Here is a 21401-nt window from a genome sequence, read left to right on the forward strand (position 1 = left end):
ATCATGGGTATTGACGTTCATTGGCACCGGTGTCAATTATCGTGGTAACCGGTGTCATAAACCGGTCTGCATGTGGGAGTGTGCAGAAACATGGGAGAGAATCATGAGTTCACTAGCTGCTCGTTCGGCGAGAAAATCTGGCGTGCGCGTCACAAAAATGCGCTGCGCTTTGCTTGCATCAACCATTGCCTTGGGTCTGCCTGCCACTGCCTTTGCGCAAGACGCAGAGGAGGAACCAGTTGCCAATCCTGAAGCGCAAGTTGAAGGCAATGCAATCGTCGTTACGGGCATTCTGTCCTCGCTTGCAAGCGCGCTTAATGAGCAGCGAAATGCGGACAGCCTGGTTGAAGTCATCCAGGCCGAGGATATCGGCAAGCTGCCCGATCAGAACCTCGCAGAGGTATTGGAGAATATTCCGGGTGTTCAAATCACCCGCCGGGCCGGCGTTGGGTCTGGTGTCCAGATTCGCGGTACGAATGACAATAGAACCGAAATCAACGGTGTCGGAACCGTTGGCTCTGGTACTGGCCGGGGTGGCATCGACTTTGAAGACGTCAACGCGGCGATCATCGCCTCTTTGGAAGTGACCAAATCTCCAACCGCACAAACCATTGAAGGTTCTGTCGGCGGTACAATCAACTTGCGGACCATTCGACCATTGGACTTGACCGAGCGCCTGGTCGCTTTCCGGGTCCAGGGAGAATACAGCGAACTATCCGACAGCGTTTCACCGCGCATCTCCGGAAGCTTCGGCAACAGCTGGGACACGGGCATTGGTGAAATCGGCATCGTCCTGAGCGGCAGCTATGCCGAGCAGGAGGCCACATCATTCCGTCCGCGCGTTGATCGCGACACGCTAGTTCCGCAAGGCAGCGTCGTCGATTCGGCAGGCAATCCGGGTCCTAATTTCGATTTCATTGGCATCCAGTTCCTCAATCAGGAACTTGAGAATTTTGAATATGAGACAATCAACTTTGCCGGAACGCTTGAGTATGCGCCATCGAACAATTTGAAATTCTATTTTGACACAATCATCAGCGACCAAGAACGTCGTCAGGACAGTTCCCGCATTCAGGCATCGGGAGTTAGCTCGGTCCTTTTCAATAACGTTCCTGATGCGTTTGAGACTATCAACTACGGAACGCTGGACGGTGTCGACTTGGGCTCCATACAGGGCGCGCTCACCGGCACGATTGCGCCCAATCTGGCCAGCGATGATGACGATCCGAACTTGCGCTTCTCGAGCGACACGGGCGCGCGTCTGACGACCAGCCAGCTTTACATTCTGGGTACCGAGTTCAGCGCTGGCCGTTTTTCGGCGCGGATTGAGGCATCACGCACAACATCGAGCACAGTCAATCCAAACCTCAGCACCACGCTGAACTTCATCAATCCGAACGCGCCGCTCAACCGTCTGGACGCGAATGGTAACCCGACTAACAACACCAGCAACGATAACGCGGTTCCGTTTCGTTATGATCTGTCTGGCGGGTCACTGGCATTCGGCATCAATTTTGATTCGCCGTTTGCGCCGACCATCGAACAGTTGCTGGATCCCAGCAATGTGGTGCTGGACGCCGTAACGGTTGGCCGCGATACGATCGACAATGCGGAAAATGCTGCGCGGATTGATACGTCGCTTGATCTGGAAGACCTGACCGGTTTCATCACCTCTGTTGACGCAGGGTACCGCTACAGCAAGCGATCAAGCACGTTTAATGATATCGGTACAACGAGCGGCTTTAGCCGTTTGTTCGATAGCCCGAATGGATCACTGTTCGCTGATCTGCTGGTTCCAGGGCCTAGCAATTTTGGCGATGCCGATGGCCGTACCCTGGCCTTCCGTAACTTTCTGCTCATTGATCCAGACCGCTCCTTTAGCGATCCCGAAGGCACGCTGGATGCTATTCAGGCGGCGTTCCTGCAAACCGAGAACGGCGTTGTTATCGGTGAGCCTTCGGCGTCACCAGACGCGTTTTTCGACATCGATGAAACCACGCATGCCGTTTACGGGCAGGTGAACTTCGAATTCGGGGTTGTTCGCGGTAATATCGGTGCTCGCTGGGTCGATACAGCAATTGCTTCTGTCGGTAACACCGTATTCCCGGACGGCACGGTAACATCGGTTACCACACGAGGTAACTACACAGAATTCTTGCCGCGCCTGAACGTGATCGCCGATCTGACCGATGACCTCGTATTGCGGGCCAGCTGGGGTGAGGACATCAACCGTCCTGACTTTAATGACCTTTCATCCTCGGTTTCTTTCGGCACGAGCTCAACCGCTCCTGTCCGGGTTGGTAACCCCAATCTCGCACCGGAAACGGTAACATCGTATGATGCGTCTCTGGCATGGTATTTTGCTCCAGCAGCCGTGCTAAGCGTCGGTGCGTTCTACAAAGAGCGGACGAATATCTTCGTAACACAGCTTGATGAAGCAGAGGTCAGGCCGGGCGGTTCAAGCGGCTTGAAAGACATTACCCCACCTTGCGAAGGCGGTGGTATTTTCAACCCCATTGCAGACCAAGGCGTCTTTGTGACCGGTATTTCCGAGCAAGGTATCTGTGTCGATCTCCTGACCCAAACCAACGACAGCTCGACGACCAAGCAAAAGGGTATCGAAGTTGCATTCCAGTATGACCTCTCCAGTTTTGAGGACACCTTGGGCTTTGCTTCGGGCTTTGGTGTTGTCGCGAACTACACCTATCAGGATTTTAGCGGCGGCGAAGCTGTGAACCAATCCTCGGCACGCGGCACCACAATCCTTGAATCGAGCAGTGGTCTGACCGGTCCATTCACAGCTGTTCAAGGCCTGCTGGATTTCTCGAAGAACGCGTACAACGTCACGCTGTTCTATGAGAAATATGGGCTGTCGGCACGGGCACGCTACACTTGGCGTGACTCGTTCCGTACCCTTGATACCGCTGGCGGTGCCTCGCTCGGCAGTACGCTTGGTTTCCCAACAGTCACCGGTGCACGCGGACAGCTTAACGCGAGCATCAGCTATGACCTGACGGATTACATCAATATCGGTGTTGAGGGTGTAAACCTGATGAAAGACGATATTGAGCAGTTCTGCGTGAACGATGGGGCACAATTCTGCTTCCAGGGTTTGCCAGACCGCCGGATTACGTTTGGTGCGAATGTCCGGTTTTGAACGAAGCTGAGCTAAACGAGGAAAGCATGGATACGCAGGACTTGGCTGCCCAGGAAAGGCTCGGGGAAATATCCCGGGTTCTGGTAAGGGCAAGACAATCAGCCAAGGCCCTGCCCGGCTTTCCCGGGATGCTTCCACAAACCTTCGGGGAAGCCTATTCGATTCAAGACCTTTCCCGAGGGTTGTGGCAAGATGATGTTGTCGGATGGAAAGTGGGCGGCGTGCCGCCTGCTTTCATCGACAGGTTCGGCGAGACCCGCCTGGTTGGGCCGATTTTCTCTCGTTCAGTGAAGACAGTGACCGACGGCGGGCACGTTGAAATGCCCGTCTTCATGGGCGGCTTTGCGGCAATTGAGCCCGAACTTATCGTGCAATTGGGGGCAACGCGTGCTCATGACCGGATGTTCATCGGGGCTGAAATCGCCAGCAGCCCGCTGCCAGCGATCAATGCGATTGGCCCGATTGCGGTGATCAGCGATTTTGGCAACAACAACGGCATGATAATAGGGCCCGAAATCGTCGATTGGCGCGAGCGAGGCCTTGGTTCAATTCCGGTGACGTGCATGATCAATGATAGGTGTGTCGGCGAGCGCGACGTCAGTGACGTCATTGGCTCGGCCGATCAGACTATCGCTTTCCTGCTTTCACACGGTGAACGCAAAGGCATCGAAATGCTACCAGGCACGCATATTTCCACAGGCGCCATCACAGGTGTTCACGAGGCCGAAATAGGCGCAAAATCGCGCATCTCTTTTGGCGACTACGGATCGTTCTCTTTGTCGCTAATAGCCGCAGAGCCAAGCTCGTGAACGACCAGGCAAATGGGACCGCGAGTTCCAAGGTGATGTCCATTTCGCGCCGCATGATGATCGGCGGTTCGCTAGCGATGCTAGCGGCTTGCAATGGACGTTTTTCGAGCTTGTTTACCTCCACAGACACGCATGTGCTCGGCTATCCGACGGTTCAAGCCGTCATCCGTTTTGGTGAGACTTTGAGCGCGCAAACCAATGGCCGATTGGGCGTCAAAATGTATGCTGGCGGTCAATTGGGTAATGAACGCGATACTCTGGAGATCACGACATTCGGCGGACTGGATTTCAACCGTGTCAATCTGGCGCCGCTCAATTCGATTGAGCCGCTGACCAAAGTGCCTGCGCTGCCTTTTCTGTTTGAGTCAACCGAACACATGCGGACCGCCATGGACGGAGACATAGGCGATGAAATCCTTGCCTCGCTTGAACCGCATGGCCTCATCGGACTTTGCTTTTACGATTCCGGATCGCGGTCTTTCTACAACACACGAGGACCGATAAACTCCCCCGAAGACATGGTGGGTCTCAAACTGCGTGTACCGGGCTCTGATTTGTACATCGGAATGATTGACTCGCTTGGCGCTGACGCGGTCCCAATGCCGCTTGATGAAGTATACCAATCGCTTGCACAGGGAGTGATCGACGGCGCGGAAAACAATTGGCCATCCTTCGAAAATGGAAAGCACTTCGAAGTTGCGCGCTACTATAGCCTGACGCGGCATTTGCTTGCGCCTGAAATGTTCGTGATGTCCAAAATCAGCTGGGACAAATTAAGCGCTGACGATCAGGCACTGGTGCGCGATACGGCCAAGCAATCGGTCATCTATATGCGTGAGCTATGGGATGCACAGGTCGCAAAGAGCATGGAGATCGTGCTCGCATCCGGCGTCGAGGTGAACGAAGTTGATCCTGCGCCTTTCACGGAAAAGATGATGGGCATGTGGGGCGATTTTATTGATACGCCGCAGCAACAAGACCTCGTCGACCGGATCCTTTCGCTTCGCAAAGGGACAAATTGATGCAGCGAATATCGGATTTCCTGATCAAGCTTGGCGCGGCCGGGTTGGTCTTGATGACAGCGATTATCGGCTGGCAGGTGTTCGGTCGATTTGTATTGAACGATAGCCCCTCATGGTCGGAACAGGCGGCCTTGATCCTGATGATCTGGTATGTCTTCTTTGCCGCTGCAGCGGGCGTATATGAGGGCTTTCACATTCGCATTGCACTGCTCGAAAACAGCCTCTCTGAAGGCAGGGCCCGCATGGTTCGCAGAGTAATTCACGCGCTCGTCGCAGGCGGCGGAACTGTCCTTCTGGTCTATGGCGCTCAGCTGGTTTGGTTGGTGCGCGATCACGTTGTCCCTGCTTTGGGGATCAGCCGGGGCTTTGCGTATATTCCAGTTCCGGTTTGCGGCCTGCTTATTGCAGTCTTTGCGGCTCTTCACTTTGTGCGTGAGGGCGAGAGCGCCGGCGCGGGTGAGGGCAAAACCACTGAAAGCGAGGATATCTGATGGAAATTCTCGTCTTGCTCGGTGTGCTTGCCTTGCTGCTGTTCCTTGGCGTGCCGGTTGCGTTCGCACTGTTTGGCGCAGCGCTTGCCACATTCATGGTGATCGATATTCCGCTGGTTGTGGCCGTTCAGCGCATGGCCGCCGGGATCAGCGTCTTTACATTGATGGCAATCCCGTTTTTCATCTTCGCTGGCGATCTCATGTACCGTTCTGGCATTGCGGATCGGTTGGTTCGAGTTGCCGACGCAGCACTGGGCCGGGTTCGGGGCGGTCTGGGCCTTGTTGATGTTGGCGCATCCATGATGTTCGGAGCTGTATCGGGTTCGGCCATCGCAAGCGCATCCGCCATCGGGTCAACTATGGTTCCTCTAATGGAGGAGAAAAAGTACCCAAAGGACTACGCTGTAAATGTAACGGTGACGGCGGCGGTGGTCGGGCTGTTGATCCCGCCCTCGCACAACATGATAATTTATTCGGCGGCCTCTGGAATTGGCGTTTCGATCGGGGATCTGTTTCTGGCAGGCATAATCCCAGGCATTCTAACTGGCGCAATGTTGATGCTAACCGCCTGGCTTATCGCACGCAGGCGCAATCTTCCCAAAGGGCACTTTCCGGGCTGGCGCGCACTCTTCGTTGCCTTCGTTTACGCCATTCCCGGATTGATGACCGCCGTAATCATCATGGGCGGTATTCTTAGCGGCTTTTTCACGCCCACCGAAAGCTCAGCCATCGCGGTAATCTATACCGCTCTGATCGGAACGTTCGTATATCGAAGCCTGGGTTGGAAAGGCTTTATCGAAGCTGCGCAAAAATCGGTGCGGACCGCGTCGATGGTGCTGTTCGTGATCGCTGCGGCCAGCGCATTCGGCTTTGCTCTTGCTTTGCTCGAAGTGCCTTCGGCTTTGGCCAGTCTGATCGGCTTGATGACGGAAAACCCGATCCTCACGCTCATTATCATCAATGTGATGCTGCTTTTGCTTGGCACATTCATGGATATGGCACCGTTGATCGTGATCACCACTCCGATCTTCCTTCCCGTAGCAATGACAACAGGCGTTGACCCGGTGCATTTCGGAATCATCCTGATGCTCAATCTGGGGATTGGACTGGTTACGCCTCCGGTTGGTTCTGTTCTGTTCGTCGGCTCGGCCGTCGGCAAGATCGAAGTGCCTGCGATGGTGAAAACAATCTGGCCATTCTACCTGACTTTGTTGGCCGCGCTCGCCCTGATCACCTTTGTGCCAGCGCTTTCGCTTGCACTTCCAGCCGCATTCTGACTTTCGTATTGTTGGCAAGCCCGCTTAGCCCAATACGTAGTTTATTGTGAACGTGCAGAAGGGCGTCCTCGACGCGCTGGAGGGAACCGAATTTGGCCTGATGGTTCAACCGGTTGATCCGCCGATCTCAGAATGCCTGTTGCCATCGCAATTGATCAAGCGGGATTCCGTAACGCCCCGCCAGACGATTAAGCACCTGCATTGGGTGACCTGAAAACAGCGCTTGCATCGCTAAATGACACCGGTTACCCAAAGTTTGACAAACCCAATGAAGCGTTCCGTCAAACGGGTCAACACGCCAGCAAACCAGAGAGTGAAATGCCATGAAGATTGCTTTGATCACAGAGAACAGCCAGGCTGCAAAAAACACCATCATCCATGATGCGCTGACCTCGGTTGCTGAGCCGCTTGGCCATCAGGTTCATAATTACGGCATGTACACCGCCGAAGATGAGGCTTCGCTCACCTATAATATGAACGGTCTGCTCACGGGCATTCTGCTCAATTCAGGGGCCGCGGATTTCGTGGTCACCGGGTGCGGAACCGGCATGGGTTCCATGCTCGCTTGCAATGCAATGCCGGGCGTATTTTGCGGCCTCGTAATTGATCCGACGGATGCATTTTTGTTCAGCCAGATCAACGCCGGCAATGCGATTTCCATGCCTTATGCCAAGGGATTTGGCTGGGCGGCGGAGCTCAATCTTCAGGACTGCTATCGCAAACTGTTCGAGAATGAGCCTGGGCTTGGCTATCCAAAAGAACGCGCTGCGATCATGAAGGTCAATCGCGGCAAGCTGGCCGATCTCAAAGCGGCGGCGTGCCACGATATGCTGACAGTCCTTAAAAACGTCGATCAGGACCTGCTCAAAGGAGCAATTGCGGGCGAGAAGTTCGCAGAGCTTTTCTATCCGAATTCTCAGGATGAACAGATCAACGCCTATATTCGCGGCCTTTAGGGCCCGTTCCTCGCACTGAAATCGGGAGAGGCTGATGACTAACAATCCGTTCGATCTGTCGGGAAAAGTCGCAATCGTGACCGGTGCCAATACCGGCATAGGGCAGGGCATCGCCGTTGCCTTGGCGCAGGCCGGCGCCGACATTGCTTTGGTCACGCGCAGTGATGCGTCGGAAACTATTGGCCTGATCGAGCAGGCTGGCCGCCGTGCGCTCGTGATTGAGGCAGACCTCTCATCAACCGAGCCGTGCAATCGCATTGTCTCGGAAACGGTTAATGTCCTTGGGCGGCTCGATGTTCTGGTCAACAATGCCGGCATTATCCGCCGCAATGACGCGCTCGATTTCACTGAGGATGATTGGGACGCTGTGCTCGATACCAATCTGAAGGTGCTGTTTTTCCTCAGTCAGGCGGCGGCACGGCAGATGATCGGACAAGGCGGCGGTTCAATCATCAACATCGCCTCAATGCTGACTTTTCAAGGGGGTATCCGGGTCGCGAGCTATACCGCTTCAAAGAGCGGCGTCGGTGGGCTGACCAAGCTGCTTACGAACGAATGGGCGTCAAAGAACGTCACGGTCAATGCAATTGCGCCTGGCTATATTGCGACCAATAACACCGCCGCACTGCAGGCCGATGAGGATCGCAACCGGCAAATCCTTGAGCGTATTCCAGCACAGCGTTGGGGCGAGCCTTCGGATCTTGGCGGAGCGGCTGTATTCCTTGCCTCAGATGCGGCCCGCTATGTCCAGGGTCACATTCTCGCCGTAGACGGCGGGTGGTTAGCGCGTTAAAAATCTTCCGGGGCTATTCTGCGCCGCTCTCTCTCATTCTTTTGTCTGTCTTCGATATGCTGCATGCAGGGGATCGCTGTGCAGGCATTCGAACACAAGGCTTTCATCAGCTGGAGCTGGGCAGACGCCAAATGGGGCAATGGGGCACATCGCGTCCTATTGTCCTGTCGCAGGCGGAAAGCGCCTGTGGGGCAAGAGACCGAGATCGCTCCAGTTCCGCGCTCGCTGCACCCGCTCTCCAAGGATCGCGAGAAAGAAGCAGCCGGTGCCAGCATCGCGACCGCAGTGGAACCGTTTTGGCGGGCTCGCTATTCTCGGCTGTACCCCGTCAGCGCCTGTGGCACTACTGAATTAGGGCCAGGACCCTAGGTCTCGGCGGGGGTAATCAGCCAACACATTCTATTGAGCAGGCCCACCAAAAGAAAATACTCAAGGGTCAATTTGTTGATTTGAAGTACCGCCAATGCGCACCTTGTATTCTTACGTAGGTTGTGTTTGTTAGTTAGCCTGTAAGTGTTTTTAATTGGGGGCAGGCGTGGCGGGTTAAATCAGGGAGTTTCCTCTAAACCCGGACGGTGTAGCCCCCGAAACTGCACCTTTCGCACCCTTACCCCCGTTTGGGCCGAACACCGCGCGCAATGCATCCCTTGCCATTGGCGACCCGTTACAGCCCACGCCTGAAAACCTGCCTGATCTGGAAATCTCAGACGTTGATGTGGGGTCACAGGATCTGGATTTGGGTGAGGTGGTTCGCCAATCTTTTCGCGGCGGTGATGTAGTCGACCTCGAAATCGACATTAGGAACGCTGGCCAAGGCGATGCTCGCAGGAGCGAGGCAGCTGTCTTTCTGGTGATTGACGGTGTTCCTAGAGAGATGCGCTCCAATTCAACCAATGCATTGGATGCTGGTCGCTCTGACACTGGCGAGAGCCTCTCCTTCGCTCTGCCATCCGACCTGCAAGCAGGCCGGTACACTGTTTTGGTCGTGATCGACGCGCGCTCGCAGGTCGCAGAAAGCAACGAAGACAATAACAGCACGCTTTTCTTTATCGATGTTGATGGGCCAGCAGGGGATCCGGATTTAGAGATCACCGATCTGGATGTTGGTTCGCAGGACATCAATCCTCAGGAATTTGTCAATCAACCCTATGCACCGGGCGATACGCTATCGTTGGAGATTGATGTTCAGAACACCGGTGTCGGCAATGCAGCGTCCAGCACGGCTGCGGTTCACCTCTCGTTTGATAATGCCTTGCAGCAGATGGACACGAACCGCACGACATCTCTTGATGCAGGTGAAAGGGACACCAACGAAAGCCTATCTTTCGAAATCCCGACGCATCTCTCGCCCGGTGTTTATGGGCTTGCGGTCCGGGTCGATGATGGCGAAGTCATCGACGAAGCTGATGAAAACAACAACAGCATCATTTTCTTCATTACGGTCGAGGACGATTTCGCCGATCAACCGGGCGACAATGATACGATCAACGCCATCGGAAGCCTGCAACCGGGCGGCAATGTGTCCGGCGTCATTAGCGGCCCGGATACGAATGACGATTCCTTCGGTGACCGCGACGTATTTCAAATCACCTTGGAAGAAGGGCAAAGATACACCTTCACGCTTGAAGGCGACAGCGACCTTCAAAATGGGCTGTTCACGATCCGGGACGGCGACGACTTCAACATACGTCTTGGGCAAAGCGCTGAAGGGCGAACAACTGATTTAGAGTTCGTCGCGCCATCATCCGGTGTCTTTTATATCCGTGTTGGGACAGGTCAGGAGGGGCAGACCGGGGCCTACACCTTGCGCGCTTCGCAGGGTGAGATTCCGCCCCCTCCACCCGGGGCCGACCTTCGTGTGATCAACGCAAGGCTGGACGAGACAACGGTCGAACAAGGCGAGTCGCTCATCGTCCGCTGGGAGATTGAGAACATCGGCAATCTTGCGATTGGCGCGACCAGTGTCGCTATCCGATTGCGCGACACTTCTGATGGCAGTTATCTCATCAACCCAGAAAACGGGACGCAGGTTTTTGCATCCGGTAACACAAGTGCCCTTAATCCGGGGGAAATAGATACCAACGAAAGCGCAAGCATTGTCGTGCCTTCGAGCATTGCAGTGGGCAGCTATGAGGTCGAAATCCTTGCGCTGCCAGGCGATGAGCTCGACACCGATGTCAGCAATAATATTGAGGCATTATCGTTGGTCGTGACCGCGACTGAGACGCCGCCGACCAACCCTCAAAGCAATGACGATTACGCCGATCAGCCCGGAGACTTTGACAGCGTCAACGGCGTGGGCATGCTCGCTATGGGATCGTCCATAAGCGGTGAGATTGGCCCGCGTGATAGCGATGATGGAACCTATGGCGATAAGGACGTGTTCCTTGTCAGTCTTGAGGCAGGGCAGACGTATCTGATAGAGCTCACCGCGCAGGGTCTGCCATTGGGCATTTTCACGGTCCGCGATCCTTCCAATTTCTCAAACGTGCTGCAAGTCAGCCGGATCGGGCAGACCACTGCGACCGAGTTCACCCCCGGAGAAACGGGCAATTACTGGATCAGGGTTGGCACAGGCGGGGAGCCCAACGATCAGGGCGGCTACACCCTCTCCATTGATAATATCACGTCGGGCCAATCCGACGAGCCGGGCGCTCCGCCAGCGCCAGCGGATGATTTCCCCGACTTTCCCGGTGATAGCGGTGCAACAAGCGGCATTCCGACGCTTTCATTGGGCAGCTCAATTCGCGGGTCGATTGAGGTTGCAGGCGACAAGGACGTGGTCGCAGTCGATCTTGTCGCAGGGCAGCGCTATCAATTCTCCCTTGAACAAGCGGGCAGGGGCGCAGAAGCGCTGCAATCGGTGTTCATGACCATCCGCGATCCCGATAATTTCAACGACGTCGACGCGCGCGGCGGCGGAGGCTCACAAGCCACCATCACTTTTGATGCGACAGAAAGCGGGACATTCTTCGTCCGGGTGGGTTCGGGCGAGGTTGGGGGGAGTGGTGATTACCTTCTGAATGTTGAAAACATAGGGATGACGCCTGCGCCGCCGAGCACGGGCGGCCCTCCACCGGAGGATATCGTCGATCAAGCATTCGATGAATTCGTCGAAATTCTAAGACTTTCAGTCCTTAATTTCTCTGACCCATCAACTTGGGAGGGCCTTTTAGCCCTTACTATTTTGATGGATGACGTGGAGTTCGAGAGGTTCGCCCGAAAGATCGTAGACCTCAAGATTGCTAAGACATTTCCATTGCTGGAAACTGCAGATATTGGAATCGAAGTTCTATTTGCTGTGCAGACTGCTGATCCTGGCCAGGGCGCACGCGAAGGTGTCGGTCAGCTGTTTGAGAGTCTTGCTGGCGCCGCTGCTGGTTTCGTCGGTGCACAGATCGGGCGAGCGGTTGGGGGGCTGATCGGAGGCCTTGGAGGAGGTGTAACAGGGTTTGTTGTTGGCTCATGGGCAGGAGCTGCAATTGGAGGCGTCGTTTTCTCTGAGTTGGTTTACACTCAAGATACACAGGACGACGCGCGGCAACTTGGATACGATTTCTACGACTTCTTTGCCGCACGATCAATATTTGCCGAGAGCGAGTTTGGAGAAATATCGGTCGGAACAACAGCGCTCTCGATCGACGAAGCCGAGCTCGTACAATTCGATGAGCAATGGTACGTTGAAACTTACCCTGACGCTCTATCCGCTCTGCAAAGTGGTGCAGCTGGAAGCGCGTATGCGCATTTTCTGACAACTGGCATTGATCTTGGGTATCAGCCAAACCAAGCGCAGACGCTGACCCGCGCTGATCTCGCCACGCAGCTTACCGACAACAATCCGCTCGCACTTGGCAACACTGCGGTTCTGACCCTCGCATTGGGCGAATTTGCGGGCGATGGACTTTCGGACGTTGAGAGGACTGTAGGCAGTCTTATCAATGGCGAACGAGGCACAGGCGCACTCCTCGATTTTGACGCAGGGCTCTCGTCGATTGCAAGCCGCAAAGCCACTGACCTGATTGCAAACTTTACCGATGACGCCATTGCAGCAGCGCTTGCCGAGGCAGACAGTGGATGGGCGCAAGGTTGGTCAAACGGTAATCAGCTGACCCAGCAGTTCAGAGGCGTGATCGAAGAGCTTATTGGCGAGAGCGCCGATGCGAGCCGCCTTGCTCTGTTTGCTGTGGCGTCTGAAACGGGTGATCCGGCAGACATTTTGAGCGAGCTGCAAAACCAGGCCGAATTTGCTGCGGCCATGTCGAATGCCGCCTTTGATACCATTGGCATCGCTGAATTTGGCGGGCTTTGGGTTGTCGTTCTTGCTGACCGGGAGGCGGATTACACGATCATTGAGCCGGGCGCGGATACACTAACGCAAACTTCCGTATTTGGCGGGACCCAAAATGACCAATTGATCGCAGGGGGTCGTTCCGCGCGCCTCTATGGCCTTGACGGTGATGACAGCCTCATTGGCGGAAACCGCGTGGATTTCCTCTCCGGTGGGCTTGGCGATGATAGGATCGATGGCGGCAGCAATGTCGATACAGCGGTGGTTGCTGGCCTGCGGTCTCAATATACGGTCACTCAAACCAGCACAGGCCAGTTCACTGTCGTGGGCCCAGAGGGCACCGACACTTTGAGCGCGGTCGAATTCCTTCGGTTCGATGATGAGCTCTTGCGTCTTCTACCGGGGGCCGGCGTGTCGGTTGCATTCGATGGGGTTGCGCCTGCAAGCTATCAATCCGCCATGGAGAACATTCGCGATTTTGACGGTAATACTCTTGGCGGAGACGGCTCATGGCTCTGGATTGGTGCCTCAGACATCAACGGCGATGGGGATCAGGACCAAATTCTGGTCAACCGCGAAATCGGCCGCTTTGCGACAGTTGGTACAGGACCAGACGGCCTTGTGTATTTCGACGATTTCAGCTGGGCGGGAGAGACTAGGGTTGCTGGTATCTACATCGACCCACTGGTCGCTGATGGCACGGTCGAGGCCGGCGGCGATTTTGACAGTCAACGCCGCTTCCAAAACGATTTGCAGATTGAAAACATCAACCGGGTGCTGGGCGCTGATGACTATGACGGCGACGGCATTCAGGAGGTCTATTTCGCGCTCACCGATGGCACAGCCTATCTAAGGGCGCTGATGCATGCAGATGGCAATATCCGATACGCCAATTATCAGAGCGAAGAAGAGGTGAGAGAATACCTCACAAGCAATGGCTTTGACGCGGGCACTTTTGGTACTTGGTTTACACAGCAGACCGATGGGGCAGCCTTGGCATTGGACCAATCGGTTGCTGCCATACTCCCGCCTGAGAGCGCTGTTGGGCTCCTTCCGGCAACAGGGCCATGGGGCAATTCTAATAGTGAGGCAGGCTTTGCACCCGGGGCACCAGGCCTCTTTCCACCGGAATTGCAATTGGTTGGCGAGGTTTACGGGTAGGGGCGCGAATACCCTCTATTTGCCCGCGTTTGCAGGCTTTGCAGACTTCAAGCAGCGGCTCTTTTTGCAAGGGGCGCACTGTTTTCGGCAAACTGACGAACATTGCGTTGAGGGCGCCCGAAATAGAACCCCTGGAAGCAATTGCACCCAAGCTCCGCCATCGCCTTGGCCTGTTCCTCTTGCTCGATCCCCTCTGCCGTGACGTCAATTTCAAGCGATTGTGCAAGAGCAACAATCGCTGACACAACAGCCTGGCTGCGCTGTGAACCGGCGGCGGCAGCTTGAACGAACTCACGGTCGATCTTGATCATCGAGAAGTCCATCTTGTCGATGTAGTTGAGCGAGGAATACCCGCGGCCAAAATCATCAAGCGCAAAAGAGACGCCCAAAGTCTGCAGGCTTTGGAGGAGCTGCTCAATCTGCGCATCCATTTCAAGCACGAGGCTCTCAGTGAGTTCCAGCACAAGCCGATTGGGGTTGAGGCCGCTAGCAGCCAGTGCCTGTGCGACTGTCTGCAAGAAATGCGGGTCGCTCATCTGAAGGGTGGAGACATTAACGGCCAGTTTGACGTCGTCTGACCAGCTTGCTGCTTCACTGCATGCCGCTCGAAGCATCCAGGCACCCAGTCGGTCAATGAGGCGACATTCTTCTGCGACGGGAATGAATATCTCTGGTGAGACAATGCCGCGCTCTGGATGTTTCCACCGCATCAAGGCTTCGAAACACATCACCTCATCGCCATTGTCCCTGACGATAGGTTGATAACAAATCGAGAACTGTCCCTTCTCAAGAGCGCTTTCCAAGTCTTTTTCGAGGCTTGAGCGATCTTCAAGTTTTTCCCGCATAGCCGGTTCGTAAACCACACAGGTTCCACGGCCGCGATCCTTTGCCGCATACAGCGCCAAGTCGGCATTGGTCATGTGGACACTTGAGTTTACCGCATCGGTGTTTTGGGCAAGCCCAATTGACGCCCCGATCAGGATTTCAAAGCCATCGATCACAAATGGCTCGCACACTTTGTCGATGATGTCGTTGGACAATTCGATCGCTTCATCAATGGTCGAGGCTTCAGGCAGAAGAAGTGCGAATTCATCACCGCCCAAACGGCCAATGACAGCGTCTTCGCCAGCCGCTTCGCGGAAACGATCTGCAACCTGTTCAAGAAGCTGGTCACCTGCGGCGTGACCAAAGACGTCGTTCACCTGCTTAAACCGATCAAGGTCGATGAACGCAAGGATCGGGGTATCACCGGTTTTTACACTTGCAGCAATTCGGCTGTCGAGGAGCGTGCGGAAATGGTCGCGTGCATAAAGCTCGGTCAGGCTGTCGTGTTGGATAACATGGGTAAGCTTTTCGTTCGCTTCCTCGATCTGCTTGCGGCTTCGGCTCACGGCTCTCAGAGACAATAGCGCGGCAAGGAACGCAAGGATCACGAATGCAATTGCGACCGATAGCAGGATGACCTGTTGCTGCGTGCTGTTGAGCTCTGCTTCGTTCGCCGCTTTTTCCAGTGAAAGCTTTTCAATCCGAAGCTCGCGGTTGGCGGCATCAAATCGCGCTGCGAGAAGCGCGTTGTTCGCGGTCGAAGAAATTTTGGCCGCCTCGCCATCAATCCGGTTAAAGGCGGCAAGATGCTGCAAAGCGAGCTTGTAGTTTTCAGACTTAGAATACGCCTGATACGCCGTCTCGTGAAAGTCCCGGAAATAGGGCGATGTCGAAGAGAGGTCTTCGCCTTCAAAAGTGCGGCCAAAATACATCCGCGCAGTTCCGGCATCGCCTCTGGCAAGCGCGATCTGGCCCCTTACGCCGTAAACAAATGTGAGCCATTCCGGTGCGCTGTTCGATGCAATGGCGTTGGCCCGCTTGATCGACTGATCGGCTGCATCAAGGTTGCCAGCAAGATATTGCGCCGATGCGATGTTGGTGAGGATGCGAGCTTCGAGAAGGGGGCTATCCATCTCCATTGAAACGCTCAATGCCTCTTGGAATTCCGCCTCAGCCTCTTCGTAACGGCCCAGCTCTTTCAGCGCATTCCCGGTGTTATTGTGCGCTGAAAGCGAGAGAGACTTGTCCTGTGGAAACGCAGCTTTCGCTTGTTTGTAATAGCGCAGCACCCGTTCGTAATCGCCTGCATCAGAATAAAGCGAGCCGATGTTCTGGAGAACAATTGCGCGGCTACGCTCTTCGCCCAATGCTTCGTACAGTTCGTGTGCTTCAAGAAAGCACGATAGCGCATCGCCGTAATCGCCCTGGCTCACCTTCAGGCTCGCTTCTGAGCGCAACAGATCGGCGTGAAGTTTGGAGCCAGGGAAGTTGGCGGCAATTTCCGTGATGGCCGACCTGATGGTCTGCGCCGCTTCGTCCGCGCGGTTGAGGCGCATCAGTGCCTCGCCTTTAAGCCATTGTGCCGTAAGGCGCGCTTTTTCCGCTTCTTCGCTTTCGCCAATGACAAGGCGTTCTGCTTTTTGCGCACTTTTCAAAGCAGCGGCAGAATCAGCCATCATCATGGATTTCGCTTCACCAATGGCGGCTTCGAATGCGGCTTGATCGTCGGCGGAAGTTGCCAGGGCAGGCGATGCAATCGCCAATAGAACCGGTGTGGCAAGAATTGCCCAGCGCTGTGCGCTTTTCTTTGTCATTGCAATTCTCCCCGGTTGCCAACCGCTCAGCGACTAGGCCCCAACTCGTTTCCCAATTTCAGCTTTGCAAGAGAGGGAGTTGCTACGCTTGCCTCCGATGCCGCTGCTAAACATTTTCCTTCGCGACTAATGACTTGTATTCTCGAACATCTGGTTAATGTGCGAGTCGGTTTGAATTAACCTTCAAGCTGGGCAACCTTGGCATTCAGTCTTGCCAATGCGGACTTGTGCAGGTCGCTTTGGTTTTGATCACCAAGCTGCGTGTAAAGTTCAGCGGCTGTCTCGTGAAAATCCCGAAAATGTGCGGCCGTTGCCTCAAGGTTTTCGCCTTCGAATGCGCGCTCGATATGCGCTTTCGCTATGTCGAGATCGCCGTTTGTCATTTCGACCTGAGCAAGCACGCCATCGACAAACCGGGCCCAATCAGGCGCATGTTCCTGCGCAAGTTCCATTGCTTTGAGCGCGGTTGCCTCGGCCTCTTGCGAACGTCCGTCAGCGACCTGAACAGCTGCGATATTGGTCAGAATACGCGCGGTGAGAAGAGGGCTGCCCTTCGCAGGCGCCGTCTCAAGCGCCAAAGCAAATGCACTTTCGGCCTCGGAGTAACGCGCCAGTCCTTTCAGAGCATTTCCAATGTTATTGTGCGCTGACAGTGACAGCGCAGGATCTTCTGGAAACGCCTGCTGACCTTGCTCAAAATACATCAGTGCATGCTCAAACTGGCGAGCGCCTGAATACAGCGACCCGATGTTCAGCAATACAATCGCCTGGCTGCGTTTCTCGCCAAGGGTATCGTACAGGGCCTGCGCCTGCTTGAAGACGGGCAATGCGTCAGCGAATTGTCCGCTGCGAGCTTTAATGCCGCCGTGTGTACGAAGCAGATCAGCGTGCAGCTTTGAACCATGAAAGCTGCCTGCTGCTTCTTTCAGCGTTACCTCGATAATCGGTGAGGCTTCGCTGGAGCGATTGAGGCGCATCAAGGCCTCAGCTTCCAGCCAGCTTGCGGTCAGCCTTGCCATTTGAGCCTTGGAGCTTTCACCCCGAGCAATCTTGCGAGCGTTGCGAGCGTGCTCGAGTGCTGCTGCTGATTGGCTCATCATCTTTGAGCGTGCTTCGCCGATTTCACTATCGAATGCGGCTTCTTCGGCACTTGAAAGAGCCATGGCTGGCGCGCCAATGAAAAGGACAGTGGCGGCTGCGATGCTTGTGAGTTTACGAGTTTGTGACTTCAACATCCTCAATCCCCTTTGAGAATTCTTAACCTGAGAATACAAAATAATTCGGTGTATCTGTGAGTTAGAAGTTGAGGTTGAAGTTACCGCCGACCACAAAGCCAGCCTCGTTCGCAGTGTTTCCGGCCGACACATGCCTGCCGAATAAGGCGAAGTCGGACCTGGTACTTAACGGCATAGAATACACCGCTTCTGCTGTAATCCGGCGCTCGGTTTGAATGCCGAAGGTCTGCGTCACCATGCCAAGTTCGCCGGTTTGACGGTCGATTACCTGCTCGCTGGTGAATTGCAGTTCACCGCGTTCAACCTGAAGTGGTTGAGCAAGTGAGAAACGCAGTGTGTCGCGGTTTGACAGAACTCCGTGTTTGGTGGCCGAAATCTGGCCCGCGGTGCTCATGACGCCGCCTGCGTTCGTCAGGAATTGTTCGCGAGACGTTTCAGTGCGCGCACCGGTTGCTGACATGTCGAGCGAGAAGCCGCTGCCCAGGTCAAACGATGCAGATACGGTCATGGCTTCGGTTCGTGCGCCATTGCCCAAAAGTGCATCGGAGCCGGTTTGCTGACCAAGGATAGCATTGTCCTCGTCCAGAAGCGTGTACTGGAAGCCCAGCTTGATGTTGTCATTGACCTTTTGTTCAATGTCGAAAGTCAGAGCCTGAGCCGGACGATCGCCAAATTGACGTTGGAGCAGCACCTGCTGAGGGTTGCTATTGCTAAGGTCGTCCCAGCTTTCGCGGTTTTGCGAGAAGCCGACGCGAACGGTGGTCGAGGGCAGGATCTTGTATCCGGCCTGTGCAAAGGTTTCGCCAGAGGCAAAACCGAGCAGCGGGTTAACACCGCCGGTGATCGGATCGTAATCGCTCTGGATACCGAACTGGTAGCCCGACAATGCCATCGCGCCTTGGCCGTGGCCAACCGTGAAGGACATGTTGCCTTTGGGACTGGTCAGTGTCGCCGCGCTGTGGACCATTTGCAGGCTGCCCTGTTGGTCGAAACGAGGTGCCATGGCGTCAACTCGAAGGTTCCAGCTGTTGCCAATTTCATTACCGTTCGAGCGCACCTCGCTGAAACCGGCGCGGCCATTGCCGTTGCTGTCGCTGCCTTTGCTCTTGATCCAGTTCGTGAAACGTTGGCTCACGTAATCCTGAAAACGCTCATTACCGCGGCCAAGGGCATCTGTTTGAGAACCATAAGTGAACGAGGAAACCGGGATTGAGAAATCGCGGTAGGTGCCTGCAACATTTTCAAAGCCGGTGAAAAAGGCATTTTCGGTTTCCCAATGGAGCGGAATGCCAGCTGCGAAGAGTTCGTTTGCGGAAACAGATGACTGCATCATGCGCTTAAATAGACTGCTCCAGCGGAACATGGTGAAGGACATCGAATTGAAGTCGAGCGGTGACTGCGATGCGGTCACGTCGAGAAGGCCCCAACCATAGACTTCGTCCGGTCCCGGCGCGCCCAGATCGCGGGCGGAGCGGAAGATGATCTGAGCCGAAGCTTCGGGAGCCTGCGAAAGCCAGGGCCAACGGTCATGCAAAAGGGCAACTGCGCCCGACACAAGGGGAGCAGCAAACGATGTGCCGTTATGGCGTGTCACACCGCCGTGACCATCGGACAAAAGCAGCATTTCACCCGGCGCAACAACCGTGCGCAGGTAAAGCTCGTTGCCGGCATTGCATACGCCGTTATCGAGCAGGCAAGTGCTGCCTGGACGGTTAGAGAAGGACGAGATTTCGCCCATCGGATTGATCGAGCCAACAAAGATCGTGCTCGCTGCGTTTTCGCCGTAGCGCCATTCGATGTCAGTTGTTTGGGTAATGCCTTCGTTACCAGCAGCAATCACATACAGCGTGTCGCGGTTGACGCTTTGAATGTCAGTGCGCGCGAACATGTCAGCCATGGCTTGCGGAATGACCCAGCCTTTTTCGCCAAGCGACATGTTGATGATGCTGGTGCGACCGACCGCATTGGCACCTTGCATATTGCCCGGCTGCATCGCGAGGATGCCTTCAGCCACTTCATTCCAACCCGAACCGCCTTCTGGATTGAACGGGTTGTAGGTCGCGATGCTCACATCAGGAGCGATGCCCATGACACCGAAACCGTCGTGGTCGCCTGCGATCAAGCTTGCAACACCGGCACCGTGACCGCCAACTTCATTGTCAAAGCCGCCAGCCCAGATAATGTTGTTGCCAAGGTCGGCGTCGTTCGAGAAGCTGCCGTCGATAATACCGATGATTGTATCAGCGCCGCGGCCTTGGATCTGGGTGAGTTCCGGGGTCCAGTTGATGGTCGCCATCCAGTGGTCAACCGCATCAATGCCAGAATACAGATTGATCGAATCGTGCCAGTCCAAAAGCAGCGCACCGCGCTCGGCAGCGGTCATCACTTCGAGGCTTGCGCGGCTGTTTACGTCAAAGCCGTGACGGCTGAAGATTTCGTCGACGAGAACGCTGAAGTCGTTGCCTGTGCGTGCGGTGTATTCAGCACCAAACTGGCCTTCGGCCTGAGAGATCAGGTCGTTGACAGCATTCATCATCAGGCTTGGTGTGCCGTCGCGTACAATGTTGCCAAGCACGTCGCGCTGGATCGCATCAAAGCTCTGGTTCACCGCTTGAATCTGTGAACGGTGGACGTTCCAGAAGTTGCCAAACGATTCAAACCGGTTCGCGTCAAATGCGATGATGTCGCCGTAGAACGGGTTGATATCGCCCCAGAACGCGGTGATGTCGCCGTAGAACGGGCTGATATCACCATAGAATGGATTGATATCGCCATAGAACGGATTGATGTCGCCCCAGAACGGGTTGATGTCGCCCCAGAATGGATTGATGTCACCCCAGAACGGGTTGATATCACCGTAGAAAGGCGAAAGGCTGCGCAGGGTTACAATCCCGGTTTCGGCCGCGCCTTGGACCTGAAGGTTGGTGGACACCAGGCTGCCGCTAAGGTCGCCAGCAAAGTTGACATTATAAACGGCCTGCTGCGCGTCCTGGCTAAGGCCAAAGGTCGCAGAGTGTGCCGCGGTATCGCCATAACCAAGCGATACAGCATTGATGATCGGGCTGGAGTTTGCAGACTGGAACGGTGCGAATGCGGGAATGGGGGTATTCACAAAGCCGTCATCACCATCGCTGGTGAAGTCTACATCATAGATAGCCTGCTGGATATCATCGCTCAGAGCGACCTTGGACACATCCTCAAGCGCTGCGATCTCGATTGTCGCAATGCTTTCATCAAGCCGCTTTTGATCGACCGCGCTAATAAGCAGCGCTGGGCTTTCAGTTTCGTGTGTGCCTTCCTGCGCGATAGTGACAGTCGTCACAGACGGGTCGAATGCCACGGCAATGTCTGCTGTGTTTTCGTTCGCGTGTGCGGCGCTCATGGCTGATACGGCCAAAGCGATGCCTGCTGTGCTGCGTGCGAGTTGAGCTTTCATAAAGAACACCAAAAAATTCCCCCGGACAGAACTATTCCATCTCGTTAGCCAGTGGTTTTAGCCGGGAGAGTTGGTGATGCGGTTCATGGGCTTAGTTAAGATTTTAAGAAGTTAACATGCTCGCCATAGGGGCCGAA

General features: G+C 55.1%; 12 protein-coding genes. 9 read left to right on the forward strand and 3 right to left on the reverse strand.

Translation table 11 applies throughout. The features are described from left to right. The first annotated feature begins 103 nt into the window (after positions 1-103). From EH31_RS09945 to EH31_RS09980, 9 genes are all read left to right on the forward strand, one after another. Positions 104-3157 carry a TonB-dependent receptor gene (locus EH31_RS09945; RefSeq protein ID WP_051699131.1) on the forward strand — a complete coding sequence of 1018 codons (3054 nt, stop codon included), beginning with the start codon at positions 104-106 and terminating at the stop codon, positions 3155-3157. A gap of 26 nt (positions 3158-3183) precedes the next feature. Continuing rightward, positions 3184-3966, forward strand: coding sequence for a 2-keto-4-pentenoate hydratase (locus EH31_RS09950; protein ID WP_051699132.1), 783 nt, complete (start codon positions 3184-3186; stop codon positions 3964-3966). After that, complete coding sequence (locus tag EH31_RS09955) at positions 3963-4988, forward strand: TRAP transporter substrate-binding protein (RefSeq protein WP_241765890.1); 1026 nt, start codon at positions 3963-3965, stop codon at positions 4986-4988. Before EH31_RS09950 ends, EH31_RS09955 begins: the two co-directional genes overlap by 4 nt. Next, complete coding sequence (locus tag EH31_RS09960; RefSeq protein ID WP_034959997.1) at positions 4988-5479, forward strand: TRAP transporter small permease; 492 nt, start codon at positions 4988-4990, stop codon at positions 5477-5479. Before EH31_RS09955 ends, EH31_RS09960 begins: the two co-directional genes overlap by 1 nt. Next, positions 5479-6756 (forward strand): TRAP transporter large permease, encoded by a 1278-nt coding sequence (locus tag EH31_RS09965; protein WP_034959998.1) that lies wholly within the window; start codon positions 5479-5481, stop codon positions 6754-6756. Before EH31_RS09960 ends, EH31_RS09965 begins: the two co-directional genes overlap by 1 nt. Positions 6757-6802: 46 nt before the next feature. Continuing rightward, the gene (locus EH31_RS17870; RefSeq protein ID WP_206742023.1) at positions 6803-6970 is read left to right on the forward strand and encodes a hypothetical protein; all 168 of its coding nucleotides are present in this window, start codon (positions 6803-6805) and stop codon (positions 6968-6970) included. Between the two features lie 109 nt (positions 6971-7079). After that, positions 7080-7712, forward strand: a complete 633-nt coding sequence (locus EH31_RS09970) for an RpiB/LacA/LacB family sugar-phosphate isomerase (RefSeq protein ID WP_034960000.1) — start codon at positions 7080-7082, stop codon at positions 7710-7712. Positions 7713-7746: 34 nt separating this feature from the next. Beyond that, the gene (gene kduD / locus EH31_RS09975; protein WP_034960001.1) at positions 7747-8505 is read left to right on the forward strand and encodes a 2-dehydro-3-deoxy-D-gluconate 5-dehydrogenase KduD; all 759 of its coding nucleotides are present in this window, start codon (positions 7747-7749) and stop codon (positions 8503-8505) included. Positions 8506-9250: 745 nt separating this feature from the next. Continuing rightward, positions 9251-13954 (forward strand): CARDB domain-containing protein, encoded by a 4704-nt coding sequence (locus EH31_RS09980; RefSeq protein WP_034960002.1) that lies wholly within the window; start codon positions 9251-9253, stop codon positions 13952-13954. A 47-nt stretch (positions 13955-14001) separates the two neighbouring features. On the opposite strand, the gene EH31_RS16940 is transcribed toward EH31_RS09980, so the two are convergent. The 3 genes from EH31_RS16940 to EH31_RS09995 form a co-directional block, all read right to left on the reverse strand. Then, positions 14002-16593, reverse strand: a complete 2592-nt coding sequence (locus EH31_RS16940; RefSeq protein WP_051699134.1) for an EAL domain-containing protein — start codon at positions 16591-16593, stop codon at positions 14002-14004. Between the two features lie 176 nt (positions 16594-16769). After that, positions 16770-17828, reverse strand: coding sequence for a tetratricopeptide repeat protein (locus EH31_RS09990; RefSeq protein ID WP_034960004.1), 1059 nt, complete (start codon positions 17826-17828; stop codon positions 16770-16772). Positions 17829-17889: 61 nt separating this feature from the next. Next, positions 17890-21264 carry a S8 family peptidase gene (locus EH31_RS09995; protein WP_034960005.1) on the reverse strand — a complete coding sequence of 1125 codons (3375 nt, stop codon included), beginning with the start codon at positions 21262-21264 and terminating at the stop codon, positions 17890-17892. Between the last annotated feature and the right edge of the window lie 137 nt (positions 21265-21401).

This window comes from Erythrobacter longus, assembly GCF_000715015.1.
GTDB lineage: Bacteria > Pseudomonadota > Alphaproteobacteria > Sphingomonadales > Sphingomonadaceae > Erythrobacter > Erythrobacter longus.